The organism is Nocardia sp. CC227C (assembly GCF_030767025.1).
Classification (GTDB): domain Bacteria; phylum Actinomycetota; class Actinomycetes; order Mycobacteriales; family Mycobacteriaceae; genus Nocardia.
On the sequence record NZ_JASITE010000002.1, the window covers coordinates 1 to 26,479 of the forward strand.

Genomic DNA, 26,479 nt, shown 5'->3' on the forward strand with positions numbered 1-26,479 from the left:
CTGCTCTGCCAATTGAGCTATAGGGGATTGCTCCCGTTCCGGCCTGGCGGGCCGAACGGATTGAAACTTTAGCGTACGTTCGGTGAAGTTCCCAAATCGCCCTTCTACCTGCGGACATGTGGTGGGGTCGGGGTGGGGTGCCGGATCGACAGGGGGTGGGGGGTTCGGGCAGGATGTAGGCGCGGACTGGCCTACGGGAGGAGCACTTCTCAATGCTGCGGTTGATCATCGGCGTCGCTGCCGGGTATGTGTTGGGCGCGAAGGCCGGGCGGGCTCGGTATGAGCAGATCAGCAAGACGGCGCGGGCCATCAATGGGAGTCCGGTCACGCGGAAGCTGGTGCTGGTGAGTCGGCAGAAGCTGGCGGACAAGTTGAGTACGCAGCCGAAGCTGGAGCCGATGGTGCCGCTGGACGAGCGCACCACGGTGATGGTGCCCCAGGATCAACTGCGCCGCTGAGAGGGGGCTCGGCTGCGCCGTCGCGCCGCCGGGTGGGGGCTCAGCTGCCGATGGCGAAGTCGTCGGAGTTGCCCATGGCCTGGGTGAGCAGGCTCTTGCGGTATTGCTCCAGGGCCACCAGGTCGCCGAAGAGTTCCATGTAGGCGTCGGTCTGCTCGGTGGAGGAGATGCGCTGGAGCTTGGACTTGAGCTGGGCGATCTGGCGGCCCACCCAGGCTTCCTGGGTGCGGGCCAGGACGCCGGTGATGACGCGGGGGACGTCGTCGGCGGATTTGACCGGGAGAGGCTCGGCGGCCAGTTCGGAGACCAGGGCGCGCAGCGTCAGGTCGGGGGTGTTGTCGGCGACCAGGGCGACCCATTCGGAGCCGCCGATGCCGCTGGAGACGCCGCCGGCGTCGGTGATGGCGGTGCGGACGGCGATGTAGGCGGGGTGGGTGAAGGCCTCCGGGTCGAGAGCGTCGAAGAGGGGGCCCGCCATGGCCGGGTATTGCAGTGCGGCGGCCAGGGATTGGCGCTGCGGAAGCAGGGTCGGATCGTTGGGGTTGGGGCGGGCGGCGGGGTGGGTCGTGACCTCCTGCGCCGCCTCGCGTCCCGGGATGCCGGGGCGCGCGCCGCCGCGGGCGATCTTGCGGGCCTCCTCGCCGACCCGGCGGACGACCAGCTGGATGTCGTCCCAGCCCACCCAGCCCGCGAGTTTGGTGGCGTACGCCTTGCGTAGCGCGTTGTCCTTGATCTGCGCCACCACGGGGACGGCGCGCCGCAGGGCGTCGACCTGCCCCTCGGGGGAATCCAGGTTGTGCTGGGCGAGCAGGCCGCGAATCACGAACTCGTACAGGGGAACTCGGCGGGCCACCAGGTCGCGGACTGCACCGTCGCCGGAGTGCTGGCGCAATTCGCACGGATCCATGCCGTCGGGCGCCACGGCGATATAGGTCTGCCCGGCGAGCTTCTGGTCGCCGCTGAACGCCTTGACGGCGGCGGCCTGCCCGGCCTCGTCGCCGTCGAAGGTGTAGATGATCTCGCCGCGCCAGAAGTTGTCGTCCATCAGCAGACGGCGCAGCACGGCGAGGTGCTCGTCACCGAAGGCCGTACCGCAGGACGCCACGGCGGTTTTCACGCCCGCCAGGTGCATGGCCATCACGTCGGTGTAGCCCTCGACCACCACCGCCTGATGCCCCTTGGCGATCTCCCGCTTGGCCAGGTCGAGGCCGAACAGCACCTGGGACTTCTTGTACAGCACCGTTTCCGGGGTGTTGATGTACTTGGCGGTCATCTGGTCGTCGTCGTAGAGCCGACGCGCGCCGAAGCCGATCACGTCACCGCTGAGATTGCGGATGGGCCACAGCAGCCTGCGGTGGAAGCGGTCGATGGGGCCCTGGCGGCCCTGCCTGGACAGGCCCGCCGCCTCCAGCTCCTTGAACTCGAAACCGCGGCGCAGCAGATGTTTGGTGAGCGCGTCCCAGCCGCCGGGGGCGTAACCGCAGCCGAACTGTCTGGCGGCGGCCGCGTCGAAATTGCGGTCGGTGAGGTACTTGCGGGCGGCTTCGGCCTCGGGTTCGCCCAACTGCGCCAGGTAGAACTCGTGGGCGGCCTGGTTGGCGGCCACCAGGCGGCTGCGGGTGCCGCGGTCGCGCTGCACCGAGGTGCCGCCGCCCTCGTAATTGATCTTGTAGCCGATCCGGTCGGCCAACTGCTCCACGGCCTCGACGAATCCGACGTGTTCGATCTTCTGCAGGAAGGCGAAGACGTCGCCGCCCTCACCGCAGCCGAAGCAGTGGAAGTGGCCGTGCTGCGGGCGCACGTGGAACGAGGGGGACTTCTCGTCGTGGAACGGGCACAGGCCCTTCATCGAGAGCGGACCGGCCGCTTTCAGGGCGACGTATTCGCCGACGACATCCTCGATCCGGACTCGTTCACGAATCGCTGCGATATCACGATCAGGGAGTCGTCCGGCCACGCCGCGAGTCTAGCCGCGCCACGGCGACACGCGAGACCCGGACGCACCCGGAGATCGGCAGCGGCACCCGCACCTCGGGAAAGGGTGGGTCGCATGCCACCATCTAGCGGTGCTCAGCCTCTATCACGACGCCCGGACGCCGGTGCATGCCGTGCCCGCCGGAGCGAAGCTGATCGTGCTGGCGATCACGGGCACCGCCCTGTTCTTCGTCTCCTCGCCGGTGTGGCTGGCGGTGGCGCTGGGCGTGGTGTCGGCCCTGTACGCGCTGGCGCGGATTCCCTGGCGGGCGACCGGGCGGCAGGTGCTGGCCATCGCCCCGTTCCTGGCGCTGATCGCCGTGGCCCAGTTGATGTTCACCGGCTGGGTGAGCGCCGTGCTGGTGAGCGAGCGGATTCTGGCCCTGGTGCTGCTGGCGAATCTGGTGACGCTCACCACGCGCACCTCGGCCATGATCGACACCATCGAACGGGCACTGGGCCCGCTGCGGCCGGTCGGCGTGCGCCCGGAGCGGGTGGGCCTGCTCGTGGCCATGACCATCCGCTTCATTCCGGTCATCCGGGAACAGGCCGAGCTGGTTCGGGCCGCGCAGCGGGCGCGCGGCATCGAGCGCAGCACCGCCTTCCTCATTCCGCTGCTCATCCGCACCCTGCGCATGGCGGACAATCTCGGCGAAGCGCTCGACGCCCGCGGATTGCAGTAGCCGCGGCAAGCGAGACCGCCGTACCAGATCACACCCGCCCCTCCCCTACGATGCTCCGGTGCGTAGTAGGGATTTGGCGCAGGTGGCGCTGTTCACGGCGATCATGGTGGTGCTCGGGTTCTTCCCGCTCATCCAACTGCCGGGGGCCTTCGCGCCGTTCACCTCGCAAACCCTGGGCGTGATCCTGGCGGGATCGATCCTCGGCGCGAAGCGCGGCACCCTGGCCATGCTGCTGTTCGTCGTCCTGGTCCTGGCGGGCCTGCCGGTACTGCCGGGCGGGCGCGGCGGGCTGTCGGTGATTCTCGGCCCGACGGGCGGCTTCGTGCTCGCCTATCCGGTCGGTGCACTGGTCATCGGTCTGCTGACCGAGCGGCTGTGGCGGCGCTACAGCCTGCCCGTCGCGCTGGCGATCAACTTCTTCGGCGGGGCGATCGTGTTGTACGCCATCGGCATTCCGTGGATGGCCGTCGCGGCCGATATCCCGCTCGGCAAGGCCATTGTCACCTCGGCGGCCTTCCTCCCGGGTGATGCGGTGAAAACGGTGATCGGCTCGCTGGCCGCCGTCGCCGTGCGCCGGGCCTACCCCCTCATCCCGGCCCGCGCATGATCGAACTCGAGGGTGTCGGCCATCGTTTCGGGGAGCGCGAGGTGCTGCGCGGCCTGAACCTGACGCTGAGCGAGCGGCGCATCGGGATCATCGGCTCCAATGGCTCGGGCAAATCCACCTTCGCCCGGCTGCTCAACGGCCTGCAGATCCCGACCGAGGGCCGGGTGCGGGTGGACGGGCTGGACACCCGCAAGCGCGGCCGCGAGGTGCGCCGCCGGGTCGGGTTCGTCTTCCAGGATCCCGACGTGCAGATCGTCATGCCGACCGTGGCCGAAGACCTGGCCTTCGGACTGAAGCACCACGGACTGGCCAAGCCGGAGATCGCCGCCCGCGTTACCGAGGTGCTCGCCGAGTACGGATTGAGCGACTACCGCGACCACCCCGCCCATTTGCTCAGCGGCGGACAGAAACAGCTGCTCGCCATCGCGGCGGTACTCGCCGTGCGACCCGACCACGTCGTCTTCGACGAGCCGACCACCCTGCTCGACCTGCGCAACAAACGCCACATCACGCGATTGCTGCACACCATTCCGCAGCGCGTGGTGGTCGTCTCCCACGATCTGGACCTGCTCGCCGACTTCGACCGGGTGCTGGTGTTCGACGAGGGCCGCGTCGTCGCCGACGGCCCGCCCGCCGACAGCGTCGCCCGCTACCTCGCCATGCACCCGTAGCCGGGCTCGCGCGTCAGCCGGGCGAGTTGGCGGCGAACCGCGGTGGCGCGGCCTGGAATTCGTTTCGATCCGCCGCCCCGGGCGGCACGGACGATTCGACCGCCACGGTGACGGCGACCCGGCCCTTGGCGGCATGCGGGGACCACAGCCGGTGCGCGGCCGCGCGCACCCGCCCCGCGGTGGCGGCCTCGGCCTCGCCGCCGACCGTCAGCAGCACCGAGTTCTCCCGGGGCGGCACATCCCACCACTGTCCGGCGGCGTCCTCGACCAGCAGACCGCACAGCAGGTCCGGCAGCAGGAAGGTTAGGAAGCCGGTGTCGCCGTGGACGGCGGTATCCGGTGCGAAGCGCCGGTCCGGCCGTGCGACGACATGCACGAGCTGCGGGCGCACCGTCGTTACTCGTCCGACCCAGCGGTCGAAGTGATCCTCCGGGTATCCCAGCGCCGATGCGAGCGCGGCGAGCAGATCCGGTGACAGTGCCGCGAGACCGCGCGCCCAGTCCGACACCGACTGGCGCAGCGGGGCGGTGGCGACGTCGTCGGGCAGGTGCGCGATGTCGATCACGCCCGAGGCGGCGGCGTGCGCGCAGAATCGCCTGGCCGCCGCGAGGACGTCGACGTGCGGAAGTTGCCGCATCTCGACGCCGACCAAATAACAGACACCGGTGTCGGCCAATGCGTCTCGGAGCCGAGCGCCGAAATCTGTCCTGTTCATTCGCAGACCGGCCACATCGAGCGTTGGTACGCGGAATCTATCGCCCATGGCGACCAGCCCCCTCTGAATGCGGCGCACCCGAAAAAACCAACTGGAACAAATCATTCACGGGAGAATGATTTCGGGTGCAGGATGACACAGCCGAACGACACTCGACAAATCCACGTCTCACTATTCGAGACCGCATACTCACCCCTCCGCACCGAAACGACGGCGGCGGGCTTCCGCGCCGAGAACGCGGCCGGGCCGAGAATGGAAATCCATGGTCGCGCTCACACGCGGCACCGGTCCCCGGCTCGGTGTCACCCGATGCGCCGACAGCCGGCCCGCGTGCAGCATCAGCGCACCGGGCAGGGTCGGCAGCACCCGCACCGAATGTCGGCGCGGACTCGCGATGAGCTGGGCCGGGAACGATTCCCCGGTCGCCCAGGGCAGCGGCACGTACTCGAACATGCCGCCGTACTCCGGAGCGAGGATGTGCAGGGTGAGCGTGTAGTCCGCGGTATCGAAATGCCAGTTCTCATCGGCGGGTTCGTGACCGTGCACCGTCACCGCGGCCAGGTCGTCCGCGGACCGGTAGGCGTGCTCGCCGACCACGCCGGAAACGAAATCGAGCAGCGGTTCCCAGCGATAGAGGTGTTTCAGTGGCGAGGATTCGGGTATCCGATCGTAGGTCAGGGTGGTGACGCCGACGGTCGAATCCGACACGGAATCGGTCGGTTCGATGACCATCTCGGCTATTTCGATAATGGCTCCCCTTTTCAAGAAGTCGCGCAGCAGTACCGTGCCCGTGGATTCGAATTCGACACGCCACTGCGCCATCAGGGATTTCAGGACCGCGGGGTCACGGCGGTCCAACGGATACCGATCCAAGTCGACGGCTGATTCGAGTCCCATCGGCACCGTGTCCCCTGCTCGCCGAATTGCCGTCGCGGGAACGGTTGGGCGCGACGGTCTCTCACCTTCCAGGGTGACATATCGACCGGTGGCGGTACGAGGTTTCGCGACCGGTTAGGGGGTGCGCTAGGGGATTGCGGCCGCGACACGCTCCAATCGGCTCTCGGTGTAGGACGCGATCTGGTCCACGACGACGCGCACCCGGGCGGTGTCGTCGGCGGCCACCTCCCACCAGGGCAGCAGGACGGGGTCCAGGCCGTGTGGTGCGGTGGCGAGCAGATGGTCGGCGACCACCAGGATACGGTCGCGCTGGGAACTCTGGCGGACCTGGTGGCCGCGATCGGACATGACGTAGCGCAGGGCGACCGTCTTCAGCACGGCGACCTCGGCGGCCACGATCGGGGGCACCGCCAGATCGGCGGCGTAGCGGCACAGTCGGCGACCGCCCCACGCCTCCCGGGTGGCCTCCACCGCGGCGGTGGCGAAGCGGCCGACCAATTCGCTGGTGAGGCGTTTGAGCGCCACCGAGGCGGCCAGCGTCGCGTCGTAATCGCAGGCCGCGGCCACCACCGGCAGCTCGGACAGGCGCTGCGCGGCGGCCGCGAGCTCGTCCGGGCTGAGCGAACGATGCTGTGCCGCACCGAGTTCGGCGAGAGCCGCCTGCTCCGCCGGATCGGCCAGGGCGCGCAGATCGATGCGGCCCGCGATCACACCGTCCTCCACGTCGTGCACGGAGTACGCCACATCATCGGACCAATCCATGATCTGGGACTCCAGGCACTGACGGCGATCCGGGGCATTCCGGCGGACCCACGCCAGCCGCTCCATATCCACGTCGTACGCGCCGAACTTGCCACCGGGAGCGCTTCTCCCCCACGGATACTTGATCACCGCGTCCAGGGCGGCGCGGGTGAGGTTCAGGCCCGCGCTCGCCCCGTGCTCGTCGACGACCTTCGGTTCCAGCCGGGTGAGGATGCGCAGGTTCTGGGCGTTGCCCTCGAATCCGCCGTGGGCGTCGGCGAACTGATCGAGGGCCTTCTCACCATTGTGGCCGTAGGGCGGATGGCCGATATCGTGCGCCATTCCGGCCAGGTCGACCAGATCCGGATCGCAGCCGAGCCCGTCGGCGATACTGCGGCCGATCTGCGCGACCTCGAGCGAATGGGTGAGCCGGGTGCGCGGGGTGTCGCCCTCGCGCGGACCCATGACCTGGGTCTTGTCCGCCAGCCGCCGCAGCGCCGCGGAGTGCAGGACGCGCGCGCGGTCGCGGGAGAAATCGGTGCGGCGCGCCGGAGTCGACGACCAGCTGAGTCCGGCCGTCTTGGCGGACTCGGTGACCAGGCGTGCCCGGTCGTCGTCGGTGTACGGATCGGAACTCATCACTCACTGCTCCGCGGTGTACTCGAAATCGGCCGAGTAGTGGGTGATGCGATACCAGATCAGCGCGAAGGTCTCCCGGAAGATGCCGTGTGCCTGCGACTCCCGGGTGTAGACGGCCGGGCCGGTGCGGGTGGGGGCGGTCCACGCCTCCAGTCCGGCGTCGCGGGCCATGGTGCGGGTGCGCAGCGAATGCCACGGATCGCTCACCAGCACCGTCGAGGTCTTGTCCCGGGCGTGGAGGGCCTTGGCTACGGCCTCCACGCTCTGCAGGGTGTCCGAACCGGTTTCGACGGCCAGGATGCTGTCGGCCGGGACACCGCGGGACTTCAGGTAGTTCTTGCCCGAGGCGGCCTCGGTGTAGTTGTCGCCCAGCTGTTTTCCGCCCACCGTGACGATCAGCGGGGCCACTCCGCGCTGGAACAGCCGGTACGCCTGGTCCAGGCGCGCCTCGAATACCGTGGACGGGGTGCCGTCGTACTGGGCCGCGCCCAGCACCACGATGGCGTCGGCCTTCGAATGGTCGCTGATCCGGGCGACCTGCCAGACTCGCACGGCCGTACCGCCGACCACCACCAGACCGGCCAGCACCGCGCCCGCCAGCAGGCGCGCGGTCCAGCGCCAGAGAGCGCGTGCGCAGCCGCCCCGCTCGTGGTCGGCCGCCCGCACCGGGGCGGGGTGGCCGCGCCGTGGGATGTTCACCAACCGCGTCGCCGCCACTCGGGCAACCGCGGGCGCTCCGCACCGAGCGTGGTGTCGTCACCGTGGCCCGGATAGACGACCGTGTCGTCGCCGAAGCGGGCGAACAGCTTCGACTCGACATCGCCGAGCAGGGAGGTGAAATCCTCGGGGGTGCCGGTCTTGCCGACGCCGCCCGGGAAGAGCGAGTCCCCGGTGAACAGGTGGGTGCGGCCCGCGCCGTCGGTGAGGGCCAGCGCGACCGATCCGGGGGTGTGACCGCGCAGATGGACGACCTCGAGGTCGAGTTCGCCGATGCGCACCGTATCGCCGTCCGCGAGCAGCCGGTCCGGGGGTACGGGCAAGGTGGGGGCGTCGAGTTCGTGGGCGGCGGTGGGAATCTCGGTGGCCGCCGCCACCTCCTTCAGCGCCCACCAGTGGTCCGGGTGCTGATGCGTGGTGACAATGAGCTCGACCCTGCCCGGGGCCTCCTGCTCGATGAGCTCCAGTAGGCGTTCGGCCTCATTGGCGGCATCGATCAGCAAGGTCGCGCCGGTGGCGGTGCACCGCACCAGGTAGACGTTGTTGTCCATCTGGCCGACCGACATCTTCACGATGCGCGCGCCCGGGACCTCCCGCTGCTGCGGATTGCTGCCGGGGGCGACATGGCCCGTATAGGGCGAATCGATCGTGATCACAATCCCGATGGTAGTCATGGCCGCCGACAGGGGTGGTAGGAAGAAAACTCACGCACCCCTTCCCTGCGGATAGATTCGAGACCATGGCGCTACCGAAGCCACTGATCCTGGTTCTGACCGGCTTCCTGCTGGCCGTCACACTGCTGGCCACTCCGCCCGCCGCGGTGCGGGCCGAGCAGCCGACGCGACTGCCCGGGTACGTCACCGACACCGCGCAGGTGTTGAGCGACGCGCAGGAGGCCGAGGTCACGGCGGCCGTGGAGAAGCTCTACGACGCCGAGCGCGAGCGGCTGTGGATCGTCTATGTGCGCGACTTCGCCGGGATGGACCCCCGGGAGTGGGGTGAGCGCACGGCGGCGGCCTCGAATTTCGGGGACCGCGACGTGCTGCTGTCCGTCGCCGTGGACGACCGCGCCTACGCCTTCACCGGCAGCCTCCCCCACGAGGTCGGCGAGAGCGAGCTGGACCGCATGCTCACCGACGACGTGGAGCCGCGGCTGCGGGCCGAGGACTGGGCCGGGGCCGCGGTGGCGACCGCGAACGGGCTGTCGGCGGCGATGAACCCGCCGGGGACGAGCATCCTGCCGCTGCTGATCGCCGCCGCGGTCGTGGCACTGGTGCTGGCGGGGCTGTGGTGGTGGTCGCGGTCCCGGCGGGCCGAACGGGAGCGTCGGGAACTGGAGCGGGTGCGGGAGATCGATCCCACCGACACCGCCGCGCTGGCCGCACTGCCGCTGCCGACCCTGGACGCGCGCTCACGGGAACTGCTCGTGGACACCGACAACGCGATTCGCACCAGTACCGAGGAATTGCGTTTGGCCGCCGACGAATTCGGCGACACCACCACCGCACCGTTCGCCGCCGCCTTGGAGGCCGCGAAACACGCACTGGCCAAAGCGTTCTCGATCCGACAGCAGCTCGACGACGCGATCCCGGAGTCCCCGGATCAGCGCCGCACCATGCTGGTGGACCTCATCGCCACCTGCGGGCGGGCCGATCGGGAACTCGACGCCAAGGTCGAGGAATTCGACGGCATGCGGAATCTGCTCATCAACGCCGGTGACCGGTTGGACGGGCTGACGCGGAGCCTGGTGGAGCTGACGGCGCGGATGCCGGGGGCGGAGGCGACGCTGGACACGCTGGTGCGGGAGCATCCGGCGTCGGTGATCGCGCCGATTCGCGACAATGTGAGCATGGCGCGCGAGCGAATCGCGTTCGCGGAGCACAGTATCGAGCAGGGGCGCGCCGCGGCGGCGCGACCCGTTGGCGAGCAGGGTGCCGCGGTCGGAGCCATTCGCGCCGCCGAGTCGGCGGTCGAGGCGGCGCGGACGCTGCTGGACGCCGTGGACACCGCCGCGACCGATATCGCCGCCGCACGATCCGGGCTGGCCGGGATGGTGGCGGAGCTGCGCCGCGATCTCGCCACGGCCGAAACCCTCGGCGACCACGGCGGAACCGAACTCCCCGCGGCGACCGCCGAAGCGCGCGCGGCCCTGGACGACGCCACCACCAACGGCGAGGCCAACCCGCTCGGGGTCTTCCAGCGGGCGGTGGCCGCGGACACCGCGCTGGACAAGGCGATCGCCGCCGCCACCGATCGCAAACTGGCCGCCGACGATCTGGCTCGACGCCTCGATCAGGCCATGACGGCCGCGCACGGACGCATCAACGCGGCGGCCGATTTCATCAGCACCCGGCGCGGCGGCGTGGACGCCGAGCCCCGCACCCGGTTGGCCGAGGCGCAGCGCAATCTGGAGCGGGCGCGGGAACTCGCCACCACGGACCCCGGCGAGGCGCTGCGATCGGCCCAGCGCGCAGTGGAACTCGGCACCACCGCCTTGCACACCGCCGAGGCGAATGTGCGGTCCTGGCAGGCCAGCCACGCACCCACCGGCGGTTCCCAGACCGGCGCGGTGCTCGGCGGCATTCTCGTCGACGGCATGCTGCGCGGAATGGGCACCGGGTACCGGCGCGGCAGCGGATTCCGTCGTGGTGGAGGTGGCGGCCGGGGCTACGGGCCCGGATCCTTCGGCGGCTCGCAGGGCTCGCGACGCATCAGCCGCGGCGGGCGTTTCTGACCGGTGGCCCGGCTCCGCGGGCGATGCGCGCCGTTTCGCAACCGGAGATCGGAACCGCGGACTAGCGTGGGCTCATGACAGCCGAGCATGGTTACGCCAAGTTCGAGCACGGATTTCCGCTACCCGCACATGCCAGCCCGGCCGCGATCCGGTCCTGTCTGGACCCTGCGGATGTGCAGCGCTTCGATCGCGAGTACTCCGACGCCTTGGACGCGGCGCGCGAAAGTCTCGACCTCACCGGATTGTTCGACACCCTGGCCACCTGGCGGCACACCGCCGATCGCGCGCTGCTGCCCGACGGCCGGGTGCCGGTGCGCTGTGTGCTGCTCTTCGGCGACGAGGCCCGTCTCGTCACCCCCTGGCACCTGGGCCGGGATCTGCTGCGCCTGCCCGCGTCGGTGATCGCCCGCGCCTGCGATATGCCCGCCAACGAACTCCCGGGCCGCTACTTCACCGCGGCCGGAGACCACGACGACCTGCACGACTTCCGCCTGGTCAACGACCCGCGGCTGTGAGGCGTCGCGGGCCGCGCGTCAGGCGTCGACCGTGACCCGGTGCAGGCCGCCCGGACCGAGCGGGTAGGGCGGGCGCACGTCGGCGTCCTGCACCTCGCCGGAGCGGCTGGTGACGCGGGCCTCCACGGTGTGCGGGCCGGGCGGCAGGTCGACGACGGTACGCCAGCGCCGCCAGGCCGCCGGTGCGAGTTCGGCGCCGAGTTCGACCGGGAGCCACTCGGTTTCGTCGATCCGGATATCGACACCCGCCACGCCGTGCGGCGGTGCCCAGGCGACGCCCGCGACGGTGCACTTGCCGGAGCCGGGGCTGCCCACCGAGGCGACGTCGATGCGGGCCTGCGGGCGCACCCACAGCGGATCGCTGGTCCAGCCGCGCTTCCACCAGTAGTCCACCTGGCTGTCGTCGGTGAGCTCCAGTTCGGTGAGCCATTTCGCGCCGGTGTACTGGCCGTACAGGCCGGGCACGAAAACCCGGGCCGGGAAACCGTGTTCGGGGGCGAGCGGTTCGCCGTTCATGCCGATGACCAGGTACCCGGGCCACTCGCCGGTGCGCAACGGGGCCAGTGGCAGCGAGATGGTGAATCCGTCGCTGGCGCGGGTGACCAGCCGGGTGGCCCCGGATTCGGGCAGGGCGTGATCGAACAGCGTGGTCAGCGGCACCCCGAGCCAGCGGGCGTTCCCGGCGCGCCCGGCGGCGACGGTGTTGTGCACGCACACCATGACCGCGTCGAATTCCTCGGCCTGCTCGGCCAATTCGCGCAGTGACAGCCGCAGCGAATGCGCGACCATACCGCGGATGGACAGCCGCCAGTGTTCGGGGTCGAGCCGGGGTGGGCGCGCATTCACATCCGCCACATAGAACTTCCCGCTCGTGGTGATGAGCGGCGACAGTCCGGGTTCGATGCCGAGGCCGTCGTCGGGAATCGGCTGACGCGCGCCCAGCGGGCCGACCCGTTGCGCGCGCTCCCGGTAGCGCCGGTCGGCCCGGCGCAGCAGGGTCTCGGCACCGGCGAGGAGTCCGACACCGGCGGTGGCCCAGAGCAATCGGGCGCCGAGCCCGCGTGGCGGACGCCGCAGTCCGGCGCTCAGCACGGCGGTCGCGGCGGCGCTCCCGGCGACCGCGGCGCCGGAACGACTCGGTCGCCGCAGCGACAGCGCGCCGACCCCCGCCCCGGCGGCGAGCGCGGCGGGTACGCGCAGCCGTTCGGGCAACGCCGACAGTCCGGCCGCGGCGGCGACACCGCCCAGCACGGCGCCGAGGCGGGTGGTCTCCTTGTCGTGTTCACCCGACATGGCCACGGTCGCCTCGACGATCGGCGTCGGCGCGGTGTCGACCAGCAGCCGACTCACCCCGTCGATGAGCGAGCCTCCACCGCTCGCGGCGATCAGCTCACCGGTACCAAGGGCACCCAGTCCCACCGCGGCGGCCCCGAACACCCGGCGCTTCCCGTTCCTCGACACAGTCGAACCTGCTTCCCACACGATCGGTCGTCTCGGCCCATTGTTCCCCAACCCGGACAACCCCTCGCAGGGTTCGCCGCCATCGGCCGGAAATCCGGAGAATGCTCGGTCACGCGGTACGGACACCGGACCCGTGGCGCGCCAGGTACGCGTCCACGTGCGGACCGATGTGGGCCAGCGCTTCCGGCGTGATCAGCCTGTTGTGCTCGAATTCGAGCGTGACCTCGTGTATTTCGCCGTCGATATAGGGGGCCCAGGTGTCCACGTTGGGTTCCGGCGGCCCGGCCGCGGCGGTGAAGAACAGCAGGTCGCCGTCGAAGACGCCGGGACGGTGAGCGCCGATGCGGTGCAGCAGGCGACGCAGGTCACGGTAGAGGCGGTCGAGGTCGGCGGCCGTGAGGGCGGCGGCCCCCGTGGTGGCGCGCAGCAGTTCGGCGGCGCGCTCGGCGGTGATGGCGACGCCCTCCGGCACGTCCACCCCGCCGAACTCGGCGAGCAGGAGTTCGGGGGCGGGCATCCCGTCGTCGGTGACCTCGGCGTCGGCGCGGGCGTCCATCATGATCAACGAGGGCACCGCCGCGCCGCGACGGCGCAACTCCACCGCCACGGCATGGGCCAGCAGCCCACCCGCCGAATAGCCGAGCAGGTGGTAGGGGCCGTGCGGTTGGGTCCGCTGGATCTCGTCGGCGTACCGGTCGGCGAGGTCGCGGACGGTACCGCCCTCGGAGAGCTCCGGTGACTGGATGCCGTGCACGGGCCGCGCCGGGTCGATGTACCGCACCAATCCCGCGTAGCACCACGCCAATCCGATGGCGGGGTGGACGCAGAACAGCGCGGGTGCGGTGCCGGTCGACCGCAGCGGAAGAACGATGCCCGCATCCACGGAATCGGGTGCGGTGTCGCTCAGGCGGCGGGCCAGGGCGGCCGGGGTGGGTTCGGCGAACATCCAGTGCAGCGCGACGGCGTCGCCCGTGCTCGCGCGCAACCGCTCGACCAGCCGAACCGCCGCCATGGAGTTGCCGCCGTGGTCGAAGAAGTTGTCGTCCACGCCGATTCGCGGACTCGCCAGCACGGCCTCGAAGGCATCGACCACCAGCCGTTCCAGTGCGGTGCGGGGTGCGCGGTAGGGACGCGGCGGGGTCGGTTCCTGGCGGCCGCGCACGGTGGGGATGCCGGTGGCCGTGACCGCACCGGTCCAGCCGGTGAGCGCGGCGAGGGTGGTGTCGGGTGCGGTGGTCGCCGCCTCGAGCAGGCGCAGGAAGCCCTCCGCCATGGCCTGGGCGGTGCCGCGGTCGAACAGGTCGGTGGCGAAGATGAGCGAGCCGGTGATGCCCGCGGGCTCCCCGGCGGGGCCGAAGTGCTCGGCGAGCATCCACTCCAGGTCGAATTTGGCACCGGGGGCCGCGGTATCCAGCGGCCGAATGCGCAAGCCGGGCAGGGTGGTTACCGCGGGGGGAAGATTCTGGAAGGCCAGCAGCACCTGGAACAGCGGGTGGTGCGAGGTGTCGCGGGTCGGTGCCAGCGCCTCGACCACCTGCTCGAAGGGGAGGTCGAGATTGCCGTAGGCGGCCAGGTCGGCGCGGCGGGTGTCGGACAGCGCGGCGGCGAAGCTCAGCGCCGGGTCGAGATGTGAACGCAGCACGACGGTGTTGACGAACATGCCCACCAGCTCGTCGAGTTCCCCGTCGCCGCGTCCGGCGACCACCGAGCCGATGGCGATATCGGGGACGCCGGACAGCCGGGCCAGCAGGACCGCGAGTGCGGTGTGCGCCACCATGAACGGACTCGCTCCGTATGCCCGGGACAGGACGTGGACGCGGTCGTGCACCTCGGCCGGGATGGTGAAGGCGATGCGGTCGCCGCGGCCCGAGGGGCTGGCCGGGCGGGGCCGGTCGGTGGGGATGCCGTGCCGTTCGGGCAGCCCGTCGAGTGTGGTGCGCCAGAACTCCAGCTGGCGGTGGGCGAGACCGGCCGGGTCGTCGGCGGCACCGAGCAGATCGTGTTGCCAGAGGGCGTGATCGGCGTATTGCAGGGGCAGCGGCGTCCACCGCGGCGGTTCGCCCGACAGGCGCGACGCGTAGGCGGCCAGCACATCTCGTGCCAACGGTCCCATCGACCAGCCGTCGGCGGCGATGTGGTGGACCGCCATGGCCAGCACGGCGTGCTCGGGTGCCAGGCGCAGCGCCCAGACGCGCAGCGGGGTTTCGCGGGTGAGGTCGAAGCCTCGGAACAGTCGCGCCGCCACCGCGTCGTCGAGGTCTTCGGCGGCCACCTCGAGTTCGGTCAGCGGTGTCGATCCCGGTGTGGGAGGCAGGATCTCCTGCCACGGCAGGCCGTCCGCGTCGGCCGGATAGCGGGTCCGCAGGATCTCGTGCCGCGCCACCACATCGTCGAGCGCGGCGCGCAGTGCCGGAATGTCCAGTGCCCCGGCGATATCGAACGCACCCGGGATATTGTATGCCGGTGAGTCGGGATCGTAGCGGTTCAGGAACCACATGCGACGCTGTGCCGCCGACAGCGGGATGCGTTCCGGTCGTGGCCGCGGACCGGGCCGGGTACGGCCGGACGCCGCACCGGCGGTGACGAGCTCGGCCAGCTCCGCGACCGTGGGCGCGTCGAACAGCGCCCGCACCGGCACGGCGGTGTCCAGCGCCGCGCCGAGACGGGCGACCACGCGGGTGGCGATGAGCGAATTGCCGCCGAGGGCGAAGAAGTCGTCGTCGAGCCAGACCCGGTCGACCGCCAGCACCTCCCGGTAGGCCGCCGCCACCGCGCGTTCGGCGGCGGTTTCGGGCATGCGCCGTTCGGCGGCGGTGTGCTCCGGCGCGGGGAGTGCGTCGCGGTCGAGCTTGCCATTGGCGGTGCGCGGCAGGGATTCCAGCGCCACGACGGCCGAGGGCACCATATAGGACGGGAGTCGCTGTGCGGCAGTCTGTCTCAGCTGCCTGACATCCGGCGGCCCGGCCTCGCCCACCACGTAGGCGACCAGCGCGGCACCGCGGCCGTCGTCACGAATGGCGGCCACCGCGCGGGCGACGGCCGGGTCGGCGGTGAGCGCCGCCTCCACCTCGCCGAGTTCGATGCGCAGACCGCGCAATTTCACCTGATTGTCGGTGCGACCCAGGTATTCGAGCTCGGCGCCGCGCCGCCGCACGAGGTCGCCGGTGCGATACATGCGCTCACCGGCGGCGCCGTACGGATCGGCGACGAAACGGGCCGCGGTCAGGTCGCCGCGCCCGATATAGCCACGGGCGAGGGTGATCCCGGACAGGTACAGCTCTCCCACCACACCGTCGGGGACCGGGCGCAGCCGGTCGTCGAGAATCACGGCCCGCACGCCGGGGGCGGGCGTGCCGATGGTGACGGTGGCCCCCGGATGCAGTGCGGCGCTGCCGGTGGCCCACACCGTCGCCTCGGTCGGGCCGTAGTCGTTGTAATGCGATCGGCCCGGGGCGGACCAAGCGGCCACCAGCTCCGGCGGGCAGGGCTCGCCGCCGTTGATGATCACGCGCAGCTCGTCCAGCCCGGCCGGATCGACCGTCGCCAGCGCCGACGGGGTGAGCGCGATATGCGAGACCCGCTCGCGTGCCAGCAGATCCGCCAGTTCGCCGCCCGCGAAGACGGTCGGCGGGGCCACCACCAGACAGGCCGCCGCGCTCACCGCCATGACCAGCTCCAGCACCGAGGCGTCGAAACTCGGTGAGGCGACGTGCAGTACCCGGGAGTCGGAGGTGATGCGGCACCGCTTCCGCTGTGCCGCGGCCATATTCGCCAATCCGGAGTGGGTGACCAGCACGCCCTTCGGGGCACCGGTGGAGCCCGAGGTGAACAGCACGTAGGCCGGGTGTTCGGGCCGGATCCGGGGCGGGGGTTCGCGCTGCTCGTCGGCGGCGGTCCCGTCGATGTCCGCGCCGTCCAGATTCCACCAGCGCACGGTGGCGGGCAGGCGGTCGCGCCAGGCGTGCACGGTCAGTCCGAGCCGCACCCCGGCCGTGTCGACGATGTGCGCGATGCGCTCCGGCGGATAGGTCGGGTCCACGGGTACGAAGGCGGCCCCGGTGCGGGCGATGGCCCAGACGGCGAGAACCGATTCCAGAGATCGCGGGATGCCGACGGCCACCAGGGTTTCCGGTCCGGCGCCCGCGCGGGTCAGCAGCCGTGCCAGCCGCTCGGCGCGAGCGTCGAGTTCACGGTAGGTGAGCTGGCGGTCCGCGCAGCGGACGGCGAGGCCGTCCGGGTTGGCCGCGACGGCCTCGGCCAGCAGGTCCGCCAGCGGGAGCGGCGGCGCGGCGGGCGGGGTGTGCTCGCGCAGGCGGGCCAGTTCCGTCTCGGTGCACAGCTCGATATCTCCCACCGGCCGCGCCGGGTCGGCCGTGACGGCGGTGAGCAGTCCCACCAGGCGGCGCAGCAGCGTTCGCACGGTATCGGCGTCGAACAGGTCGGTGGCGTAGTCGCAGCGCAACCGCATGCCGTCCGCACCGCCGGATACGGTGAGGCTCAGGTCGAATCGGCTCACGGTCCGCGGCAGCTCCAGAGGCGCGACCGTCAGGCCGGGGAGGGTGAACTCCGGCCGGGCGAGGTTCTGGAACACCAGCATGACCTGGGTGATCGGGTGCCGGGCCGCCGAGCGTGCCGGTGCCAGCTCCTCCACGAGCCGCTCGAACGGCAGCTCCGCGTGGCCGAAGGCGTCCAGGTCGGTGCGGCGCACGCGCTCGAGCAGTGCGCCGAAGCCCTCCTCGGCGCGGATATCGGTGCGCAGGGCGAGCGTATTGACGAACATGCCGACGAGGTCGTCGAGTTCGCGTTCCCCGCGTCCGGCGACGGGCGTGCCGATCACCACCTCGCGCGCACCGCCGAGGCGGGCCAGCAGGATCGACAGCGCGGCGTGCAGGACCATGAACGGGGTCGCGCTGCCTGCCCGGGCACAGCGGTCCACGGCCGCCACCAGGTCGGCGTCCAGACGGTCGGACACTTCGGCCGCGCGATGCGAGGCACGAGCCGGGCGGGGTCGGTCGGTGGGCAGGTCCAGCTGCTCGGGCGCGTCGGCGAGGACTTTGGTCCAGTATCGAAGCTGTTGGTGCAGTAGGGATTCCGGATCATCGGCGGACCCGAGCCGGGTGTGCTGCCAGAGGGTGTAGTCGGCGTACTGCACCGGCAGCGGCTGCCACGTGGGTGCGGCACCGTCCACCCGCGCGGTATAGGCGGTCACCACGTCCCGGACCAGCGGCGCCATCGAGTATCCGTCCAGGGCGATATGGTGGGCGACCACCACCAGGACGAACTCGTCGGACCGCTCGACCCGGAACAGCCGCAGCCGCAGCGGAACCGAGGCGGTGACATCGAATCCGGTGCCGACGGCCGCCGCGACCGCCGCGCCGATATCGGCCGCGCGCACGGGGATCGGGGTCAGGTCGAGTTCCACCGCCGCGGCCGTGACGACCCGCTGGCTGCCGACGCCATCGCTGTCCGGGTAGACGGTGCGCAGGGCTTCGTGCCGTTCCAGCACGTCGACGAGCGCGTGGCGCAGGGCCGTTCGGTCGAGGTCACCCGAGAGCCGCAGGGCCAACGGGATGTTGTAGGCCGGGGACGTCGGGTCGTAGCGGTTCACGAACCACATCCGCTGCTGAGCCGGAGACAGCGGTATCCGGTCGGGCCGCGGGCCCGGCACCAGCGGTGGCGCGACGGCGGTCGCGGCCGAGGCATCCAGGCGGCGGGCGAGATCGGCCACCACGGGTGCCTCGAACAGGGTGCGCACCGGGACCGTGGTGTGCAGGGCGGCGCTCAGGCGGGCCGCCACCCGGGCCGCGAGCAGCGAATCGCCGCCGAGGGTGAAGAAGTCGTCGCGCGCCCCTACGCGATCGGCGTGCAGTACCTCGGCGAGGACATCGGCCACGACGGCCTCGGTACCGGTCGGGGCCACGTACTCCGTGTCCGGCGCTTCGGGTTCCGGCAAGGCGCGCAGGTCGACCTTGCCCGTCGCCGTGCGCGGCAGTTCGGGCAGCACGGTGATACTCGACGGCACGAGGTAGCGCGGTAGCCGCGAGGACAGCCACGCGGCCAGCTCGGTGCCCGACAGCGGCCCGGTCGGCCCGGTGTCCGATGGCGGCGCGGGCGGCCCCGGCGGCTCGATCGGCCCGGTGTCCAACGAGGGCTCGGTGTCTGGCGGGCGCTCGATCGGCCCGGCGACCGACGGCGGCTCAGCGGTGGGCGGGGTGGTGCGGGAGGTGACGTAGGAGAACAGAGCGGTCGTGCCCGCGCGGGTGCGCCGGGCGATCGTGACTGCCGACTCGACCAGCGGATGTGCGGTGAGCGCGGAATCCACTTCTCCGGGCTCCACCCGGATGCCGCGCACCTTGACCTGGGAGTCACCGCGCCCCACGTATTCCAGCACGCCGGGCGCGGTGTACCGCACCAGATCGCCGGTGCGGTACAGCCGTTGGCCCGCCGTGAACGGGTCGGCCACGAAGCGGATCGCGGTCAGCGCGGTGCGCCCGGCGTAGCCGCGAGCCAAGCCGGGGCCGCGCACGTACAACTCGCCGACCGTGCCCGTCGGAACCGGCCGCAGCCAGCGGTCGAGCACCAGCAGGGTGACACCCGGTACCGGCGCGCCGATCACGGCGGCGGTATCGGGGTTCATGGGCTCGCTGAAACTCACCGCCACCGAGGTTTCGGCCGGGCCGTACGAATTCACCAGGGCGCGAGTCGAACCCAGCCGTGCGACCAGCGCGGGCGGGCAGGGCTCACCGCCGATGACGGCCGCCTCCACTCCGCGCAGCTGCTCGTCGCTCAGGGTGGCGAGGACACCGGGCGTGCAGATCAGGTGGGTCGGCGCAGCGGCCGCGATGGCGTCGGCCAGCTCGGGTCCCGCACTCGCCCCGGGCGGTGCGACGACGAGTGTGGCACCGACCGCGAAGGCGTTCAGCCACACCAGTATCGCGGCGTCGAAAGTCGGGTTCAGGGCGTGCATCAGGCGGGAATCGGGGCCGATGCGACCGCGCGAGGCGGTGGCGGCGACCAGATTCGCGAGGCCCGCGTGCGTGACCACCACGCCTTTGGGCGTTCCGGTGGAGCCGGAGGTGAACACCACGTAGGCGGGATGTTCGGGCCGCAGCGGGGTGAGGCGGGCGGTGTCGTCGACGGCGGCACCCGAAACGGCGGCGGTCGCCGCGCCGGTCTCCGGATCGTCGAGCAGCAGCCACTGCACCGCATCCGGGAGGGCCGCGCCCGCCCCGGCCGCGCTGATACCCAGGGCCGCACCGCATTCGGTGGCGATGGCGGCCGTGCGCACGGCGGGCTGCCCGCTGTCCACCGGCACGAACGCCGCGCCGATCTTGGCGATCGCCCACAGCGCGATCATGTGGTCGACCGAGCGCGGCAGTGCCAGCAGCACCGTTCGCTCCGGTCCGGCACCGGCCCGAATCAGCACGCGGGCGAGCCGATTGGACAGCTCGTCGAGCTGGGCGTAGGTCGCGGCGGTCGCACCGAACCCGAATGCGTCGCGGACATTCGATCCCGGCGTCGTGTGTCCGGTCGGCTCGAGACCGCCGATATCGGGCTCGCTTCGCGCGCTCGAACCCGGCTCCGCACGCCCGCCGCGACCGAGGTCTCCGCTACCGGCGGCACCGTACGCCGTGGACACCGCCGAATTCGGGACAGCCAGGGTCACAGCGAGTGCGTCCGGTATCCCATTGGCGGTCAAGAGTTCCGGAAGAAGGCGTGATGGCAGTGCGAGCGGACCGGACCACCCCGCGTCCGCGCGAACGCCCGTCATACCGCGAACGGCGGCGACGCGGAGGTTGTCGCCGCCGGCCAAGGCGGACAGGATGCGGGACAGGCCGTGAACCATCGACTCCGCGCGGTCGGCGTCGACATGGCGGGGTGAGCGGCTGAGCACCAGGCGCAGGCCGTCACCGGCGTAGGTGGCCAAGGCCAGCGGGTAGTGGGTGCCGTCGTGGCCGCGGATGCCGGTGACGCGCAGCCGGGCCCGATGGGTCGCGGCGGTGAGGGCCGCGGCGTCGACCGGGTAGGACTCGAAGACGGTCGCGGTGTCGAAGAGCGGGCCGATCCCGGCCAGCGCCTGGATCTCGTCCAGGCCCAACGTGTGGTGTTCGGCCAGGGTGCTCTGCTCGGTCTGGACGCGGGTGAGCAGGTCGATCACGGGTTCGGCGGGGTGCAGGGTGATGCGCACCGGAACGGTGTTGACCAGCATGCCGACCATGCGATCGGAGCCGGGCAGCTCCGGCGGGCGGCCGGAGACCGTCGCGCCGAAGACGATATCGGTGTCGCCGGTCAGTTCGGCGAGCAGCAGCGCCCACGCCACCTGCACCAGCGTGTTGACGGTGACCTCGCGGTCCGCGGCGGCGCGGCGCAGCGTAGCGGCGAAGTCGGCGGGCAGCGGCACCTCGTGGGCGACGGGCGTCGCGGCCGCCTCGGCACGGGCCACGGCCGGGGCGGCCAGGGTGGGACCGTCCAGCCCGGCCAGGGCCGATGCCCAGGCGGCGCGGGCCGCGTCGCGCGGGCGGGCGGCGAGCCATTCCAGGTAGCGGCTCGGCGCGGGCGGTTCCTCGAATCCGGTATCGCTGCCGCCCGTTTCGTAGAGGGCGACGAGATCGCCGAACAGCAGCGGCATGGACCAGCCGTCGAGAATCAGGTGGTGGTTGGTGATGACGAGCCGGAACCGGTTCGGGGCCACCGCGATACAGGCGAAGCGCAGCAGCGGTGGGCGATCCACCTCGAACGGGACGCGCAACTGCCGCGCCGCGAGTTCGTCGAGTTCGGCATCGGTGGCACCGTGCGCGTCCAGCTGGGTCCAGGGCACCTCCACATCCGAGACGATCAATTGCACTGCCGTTTCCGCGGTCTGGAGGAAGGCCGCCCGCAATGCCGGATGGCGGCGCACCAGCGCGGCGGCCGCGGCCGCCAGCCGATCGCGGTCGAGTTCGGCCTCGATATCGATGACGGCCTGCACCGAGTAGCCGTCCAGTCCGTCCGGGGCGAGCTGCGCTCGGAACAGCAGCCCGCGTTGCAGCGGCGTCAGCGGCCACACGTCGTCCAAGCGGCCGAAACGCGCCTCCCAGGCGTCGATCTCGGACTGCGTGGCGTCGACCGACGAGAGGTCGCCGGGCGTGCGGCCGACGGCCCCCGGTTCGGTCGCCCGCCGCGCGATCTCGGCCACCGCCGCGAGCCAGCCGTGGGCGATCTCGTCGGCGGCCGCGTGGTCGATGGCCGCACAGGCGTACTGCCAGACGGCGTGCAGCCGGGTGCCGCGCTCGGTCACCAGGGCGGCGGCGTCCACCGACAACACCGCGGCGAGCGGCATATCCGGATGCGCGTGCCCGCCCAGCCGGTCCGTCATCCCCACCGGCATCCAGTCGGCCTCGACGGCGGCACCGGGAATCTGGCCGAGATAGTTGAAACCGAGCTGCGGCTCCGGCAGCGCGGCGAGGTCGCGACCGGCCGGACTCAGATACCGCAGCAGGCCGTAGCCGACACCGCCCGCGGGGACCGAACGCACCTGTTCCTTGACAGTCTTCACCACCGCCACAACGGATTCCGCAGCCGGCCCGACGCGCAGCGGCACCTGCCGGGTGAACCAGCCGACCGTCCGCGACAGGTCCGCGCCGGGGGCGACGGTCTCGTCCCGGCCGTGCCGCTCCACGGTCACCACGGTGTCGGCATCGGGCAGTCCGCGGCGCGCCCGGAACCGCGACAACGCCACCACCAGGCCGGCGAGCAGCACCTCCTCCACGCCGCAGCGGTAGACCTCGGCCACTCGGGTGAGCAGCGCCTCGGTCGCGGCCTCGGGCAGCTCCATGCGGATGCGGCCCGCGCTCCGATGCGTATCCACCGCGGGGTCGAGGCGACGGCGACCGAGCACCGGATCCGGGGCGAGGACGGCACACCAGTAGTCGAGGCCGCCGAACCGGTCGGCGAACCCCTCCGGCAGCGCGGTCGCGTCCTCCTCGACGGCCAGGGCGTACAGGACATGCGCCCAGGTGCGCACGGATGTTCCGGTCTCCGGCAAGTCGGCGGCATGGCCGGTACAGGTGCGCGACCAGGCGGTCATGAGATCCGGCAGCAGAATGCGCCACGAGATGGCATCGCAGGCGAGATGATGAGCGGCGACGATCAGCCGACCCGGCGCCGCCGGTCCGGGATCAAGCCAGGTCAGCGCGAGCATGCGGCCACCGCGGGGATCGAGACGCCGCACCGCCTCGACGAGTTCGCGGTCGACGCGCGGATCGGGATCGCCGCACGGCACCCGGGTCAGCAGCCGCTCGGCGTCGGCCAGCCGCGGTGGCGGCACCTCGAGCAGCGGACCCGCCACCGATTCCACCACCCGCGCGCGCAGCATGTCGTGGCGGTCGAGCAGGCCCTGCACCGTCCGGACCAGGGCCGCGGACTCGATGCCGATGGGCAGCCGCACGACCATGGACTGGGCGAAGCGCTCCCAGCCCGGCCGCGCCAGCAGCCAGGCGGCGATGGGGGTGAGCGGCATGCGGCCCACTCCCCCGCCCGGCAGCTCCGGAAGCCGTCGCGGCCCATCGGCGGCCCGGTGCGCGGCGGCGGCCAGGGCCGCCGGGGTGCGATGTTCGAAGACGTCGCGCGCGGAGAACACCAGCCCGGCGGCGCGGGCGCGCGACACCAGGCCGATGGCCATGATGGAATCGCCGCCCAGGGCGAAGAAGGAGGATTCGGGGTCCACCGGTCCGGAACCCAGCACCTCGCCGAACAATGCGCACAGCAGCCGCTCGGCCTCGGTGGCCGCCGCCCGCCGCCGCACCGGCGACGCCACCGCCGGTTCCGGCAGGGCCGCACGATCGACCTTGCCGTTCCCGGTGAGCGGCAGTGCGCCCAGCACCGTCACGGTGGCGGGCACCATGTACGGGGGCAGCCGCCGCGCGGCATGCTCGAGCAGATCCGGCTCACCGATCCGGGCACCCGCCACGGGCACCACGTAGGACGCCAGAGCGGTCCCCGCGCCGACCGGACGCGCCACCGTCACCGCGATTTCCACGCCCGGGTGGGCGTCCAGCACCGCGTCGATCTCCCCGAGTTCGATCCGCATTCCGCGCAGCTTCACCTGGAAGTCGCCGCGGCCCACGTAGTCCAGGACGCCCGGGGCGGTCCAGCGCACCAGATCGCCGGTGCGGTAGACGCGTTCACCCGAGGGCGCGGCCACGAAACGCTGCGCGGTGAGCCCCGGCCGCCCGGCATAGCCGCGCGCCACACCCGCACCGGCCACATACAGTTCACCGACCACGCCGATCGGAACCGGACGCAGCAGCCGGTCCAGCACCAGCATCCCCACTCCGGGAATCGGATCGCCGAGTCCCGCGGGCACTCCCGGCAGCAGTGCGTCGGTGTAGGTGACGGCCACCGTGGTCTCACTGGGGCCGTAGGAATTCAGCAGCCGCCGCCCGGGACCGAAGCGGGCCACCAGTTCGGGCGGGCACGGCTCCCCGCCGGTGGACACCGCCCGCACGCCGTCCAGGGCATCGGGTTCCAGGGTGGCCAGGACGGCCGGCGTCGAACACACCTGTGTCACAGCGTATTCGCGCACGATGCGAGCCATGTCCGCGCCGAGCACCGGATCGGCGTCGGCGACCACGAGCGCCGCCCCGGCCGCGAACGCCTGTAGCCATTCCAGCACGGCGGCGTCGAAACTCGGGTTGAGACACTGCAATACCCGCGACTCCGGGGTGACGTCGTAGCGTTCGACGATCGCGGCGGCCAGCCCGGCCAGGCCGCGATGGGTGACGGCCACCCCCTTGGGCGCACCGGTCGAGCCAGAGGTGAACACGATATAGGCGAGATTGTCGATCCGGGCTCGCGGTAGCGCGTCGCCAGGCTCCGGGTCGTGCCGCTCGATCTCGACGAGTTCACCGGTATCCGTTTCCAGCACCAGCCAGGCGACCGAACCCGGAAGTCCGGGAGCGGTTTCCGTGACCGCCAGGCCGATGCGCGCATCGCATTCCCCGGCGATGCGCAGCACGCGATCCCCGGGCAGGGCCGCCCCCAGCGGAACGAAGGCGGCTCCGGTCTTGGCCACCGCCCAGACGGCGACCACCGCCGCCACCGAGCGCGGGAGCGCCAGCAGCACCGGGGTCTCCGGCCCCACGGTCGCACCGGCCGCCGGACCCGCGGCGATCAGCCTGCGCGCCAGACGATCCGAGAGCGTGTCGAGTTCGCCGTAGGTGAGTCGACGGTCCCCCGACACCACCGCCACCGCATCGCGCCCGGCACGACGCAGCCCGTCGCGCAAGATGTCCGGCAGCAGCCGCGGCTCGGGCGGTTCCGGACCGAACGCACCCCGGGACACCGCCTCGTCGGCCGGGCCGCGGTACGCCAGCTCCGACAGCGGCGTCGCCGGGGCCGCGTCCAGCAGCGATTCCAGCAGGATCAGGAAGCGACCGTGGTGGCGGCCCAGCGAATCGTCGTCGTAGAGGCGGGGATTCGCGGCGAAGTCCACATGGATCGGCGCATCCGCGCCGTGCTGGTAGAAGTTGACGAACAGATCCTCGATGGGTCCGGAGGTGAGCACGTGCAGGCTCGACTCCACACCATCGAAGTCGAACCCGCGCGGGAACAGCATGATGTTGACGACCGGGCCGACCAGGCCCCGGCCGAATTCGGGCTGATCCTCCGCGCCGTCGCGCATGTCCTCGTGCCGGAAGCGCTGATGACGAAGCGCACCCGATGCCGCCACCCGCAACGCCGCCATGACGTCGCCGACGGTGCCGCCGTCGGGAACTCGCACCCGCAGCGGCACCACATTGGCGACCATGCCGCCCGAACGCCGCAGCAGCGCGGTGGTGCGACCGGAGACCGGCAGGCTGATCACCACCTCGTCCATGGCGGTCAGCCGCGCGTAGTACAGCGCCAGCGCCGCCATCACCAGGGTGGCGGAACTGGTGTCGAAGCGGCGCGCCGCGGCCTCGAGCCGCGCGGCCGTGTCCGGCGACAGTTCACCGCGCTGTTCCCGGGCCAGCGCGCAGGCCGGTGCGGTCGCCGAGACCAGCGAGCAGCGTTCGGGCATGCCCGCCACGATCTCGCGCCAGTACTCCTGATCGGTGCGGTAGCGGCTCGAGTTCCGGTACGCCACTTCGGCTTCGTGCATCTCGAGCAGCGAGGCGGCGGTGCCCGGCGGCGGCGACTCCCCGCGCGTCGCCGCGTTGTAGAGCTCGGCCACCCGATAGAGCATGGTCACCGAGCCGAAGCCGTCGATGAGGATGTGGTGTGCCCGCGAGTACCAGAGGTGGTGGTCGGCGCCGACCTTCACGACCACCGACATCCCGACCCGGTCACCCAGCAGGTCGATGGGTTCGGCGACCTCGGCGCGCATCCACTCCAGCGCCGCCGCCATCGGATCCGGCCGCCCGCTGAGGTCGAGGTACCCGACCGCCGCCTCCAAGCCGGGATCGACCACCTGGTAGGGCTCCCCGTCGATCTCGACCAGCCGCAGTACCCCCGAACCGAATTCCCGTGCGGCGATGATCGCCGCGGCGCGCAGCCGCTCCCGATCCAGCGGTCCGCGCATCTCGATGTACTGGGCCTCCGAGAGCGGAACGCTCGGATCCAACTGCTGTGCGTACCACATTCCGGACTGCGCCGGGGACAGCGGGAACACCGTGGCGGTGGCCTGTGCCGTGACTTCGCGCGTCATG

14 protein-coding genes are annotated in these 26,479 nt (G+C 71.5%); 6 read left to right on the forward strand and 8 right to left on the reverse strand.

Annotated features, from left to right (window positions below; translation table 11 throughout):
- The first annotated feature begins 212 nt into the window (after positions 1-212).
- Positions 213-458 (forward strand): hypothetical protein, encoded by a 246-nt coding sequence (locus QMO76_RS03340; protein ID WP_306359672.1) that lies wholly within the window; start codon positions 213-215, stop codon positions 456-458.
- 40 nt (positions 459-498) lie between these two features.
- Here the strand turns inward: QMO76_RS03340 and dnaG are convergent, their stop codons facing one another.
- Entirely contained in the window at positions 499-2,415 is a 1,917-nt protein-coding gene (gene dnaG / locus QMO76_RS03345) for a DNA primase (protein ID WP_306359673.1), read from the reverse strand.
- A 109-nt stretch (positions 2,416-2,524) separates the two neighbouring features.
- Here dnaG and QMO76_RS03350 point away from each other — a divergent pair, with 109 nt between their 5' ends.
- The 3 genes from QMO76_RS03350 to QMO76_RS03360 are packed head-to-tail and all read left to right on the forward strand — an operon-like array spanning position 2,525 to position 4,393.
- Complete coding sequence (locus QMO76_RS03350; RefSeq protein WP_306359674.1) at positions 2,525-3,115, forward strand: energy-coupling factor transporter transmembrane protein EcfT; 591 nt, start codon at positions 2,525-2,527, stop codon at positions 3,113-3,115.
- 58 nt (positions 3,116-3,173) lie between these two features.
- Positions 3,174-3,722, forward strand: coding sequence for a biotin transporter BioY (locus QMO76_RS03355; RefSeq protein WP_306359675.1), 549 nt, complete (start codon positions 3,174-3,176; stop codon positions 3,720-3,722).
- A complete protein-coding gene (locus QMO76_RS03360; protein ID WP_306359676.1) occupies positions 3,719-4,393 on the forward strand; it encodes an energy-coupling factor ABC transporter ATP-binding protein in 675 nt (224 codons plus the stop codon). Before QMO76_RS03355 ends, QMO76_RS03360 begins: the two co-directional genes overlap by 4 nt.
- A gap of 13 nt (positions 4,394-4,406) precedes the next feature.
- Here QMO76_RS03360 and QMO76_RS03365 read toward each other — a convergent pair whose 3' ends face one another.
- From QMO76_RS03365 to QMO76_RS03385, 5 genes are all read right to left on the reverse strand, one after another.
- A complete protein-coding gene (locus tag QMO76_RS03365; protein ID WP_306359677.1) occupies positions 4,407-5,108 on the reverse strand; it encodes a 2OG-Fe(II) oxygenase family protein in 702 nt (233 codons plus the stop codon).
- Positions 5,109-5,297: 189 nt separating this feature from the next.
- On the reverse strand, positions 5,298-6,005 hold the full coding sequence (locus tag QMO76_RS03370) for a hypothetical protein (protein ID WP_306359678.1): 708 nt from the start codon (positions 6,003-6,005) through the stop codon (positions 5,298-5,300).
- Between the two features lie 126 nt (positions 6,006-6,131).
- On the reverse strand, positions 6,132-7,385 hold the full coding sequence (locus tag QMO76_RS03375; RefSeq protein ID WP_306359679.1) for a deoxyguanosinetriphosphate triphosphohydrolase: 1,254 nt from the start codon (positions 7,383-7,385) through the stop codon (positions 6,132-6,134).
- Positions 7,386-7,388: 3 nt separating this feature from the next.
- Entirely contained in the window at positions 7,389-8,051 is a 663-nt protein-coding gene (locus QMO76_RS03380; protein ID WP_306360163.1) for a YdcF family protein, read from the reverse strand.
- Between the two features lie 29 nt (positions 8,052-8,080).
- Positions 8,081-8,776: an MBL fold metallo-hydrolase gene (locus QMO76_RS03385; protein ID WP_306359680.1), complete on the reverse strand. Its 696-nt coding sequence runs from the start codon at positions 8,774-8,776 to the stop codon at positions 8,081-8,083.
- A 65-nt stretch (positions 8,777-8,841) separates the two neighbouring features.
- On the opposite strand from QMO76_RS03385, the gene QMO76_RS03390 reads away from it, so the two are divergent.
- Both QMO76_RS03390 and QMO76_RS03395 read left to right on the forward strand, forming a co-directional pair.
- The gene (locus QMO76_RS03390; protein WP_306359681.1) at positions 8,842-10,836 is read left to right on the forward strand and encodes a YgcG family protein; all 1,995 of its coding nucleotides are present in this window, start codon (positions 8,842-8,844) and stop codon (positions 10,834-10,836) included.
- Between the two features lie 74 nt (positions 10,837-10,910).
- Complete coding sequence (locus QMO76_RS03395) at positions 10,911-11,351, forward strand: DUF6247 family protein (protein ID WP_306359682.1); 441 nt, start codon at positions 10,911-10,913, stop codon at positions 11,349-11,351.
- 18 nt (positions 11,352-11,369) lie between these two features.
- On the opposite strand, the gene QMO76_RS03400 is transcribed toward QMO76_RS03395, so the two are convergent.
- On the reverse strand, positions 11,370-12,812 hold the full coding sequence (locus QMO76_RS03400) for a molybdopterin-dependent oxidoreductase (RefSeq protein WP_306359683.1): 1,443 nt from the start codon (positions 12,810-12,812) through the stop codon (positions 11,370-11,372).
- 109 nt (positions 12,813-12,921) lie between these two features.
- A complete protein-coding gene (locus QMO76_RS03405) occupies positions 12,922-26,478 on the reverse strand; it encodes a non-ribosomal peptide synthetase (protein WP_306359684.1) in 13,557 nt (4,518 codons plus the stop codon).
- Position 26,479: the final 1 nt, after the last annotated feature.

Bases quoted from the DNA above. Each gene is read 5' to 3' on its own strand.
- QMO76_RS03340 (WP_306359672.1), top strand. From the start codon at position 213: ATGCTGCGGTTGATCATCGGCGTCGCTGCCGGGTATGTGTTGGGCGCG.
- QMO76_RS03360 (WP_306359676.1), top strand. From the start codon at position 3,719: ATGATCGAACTCGAGGGTGTCGGCCATCGTTTCGGGGAGCGCGAGGTG.
- QMO76_RS03365 (WP_306359677.1), bottom strand. From the start codon at position 5,108: ATGAACAGGACAGATTTCGGCGCTCGGCTCCGAGACGCATTGGCCGAC.
- QMO76_RS03370 (WP_306359678.1), bottom strand. From the start codon at position 6,005: ATGGGACTCGAATCAGCCGTCGACTTGGATCGGTATCCGTTGGACCGC.
- QMO76_RS03375 (WP_306359679.1), bottom strand. From the start codon at position 7,385: ATGAGTTCCGATCCGTACACCGACGACGACCGGGCACGCCTGGTCACC.
- QMO76_RS03385 (WP_306359680.1), bottom strand. From the start codon at position 8,776: ATGACTACCATCGGGATTGTGATCACGATCGATTCGCCCTATACGGGC.
- QMO76_RS03390 (WP_306359681.1), top strand. From the start codon at position 8,842: ATGGCGCTACCGAAGCCACTGATCCTGGTTCTGACCGGCTTCCTGCTG.
- QMO76_RS03395 (WP_306359682.1), top strand. From the start codon at position 10,911: ATGACAGCCGAGCATGGTTACGCCAAGTTCGAGCACGGATTTCCGCTA.
- QMO76_RS03405 (WP_306359684.1), bottom strand. From the start codon at position 26,478: ATGACGCGCGAAGTCACGGCACAGGCCACCGCCACGGTGTTCCCGCTG.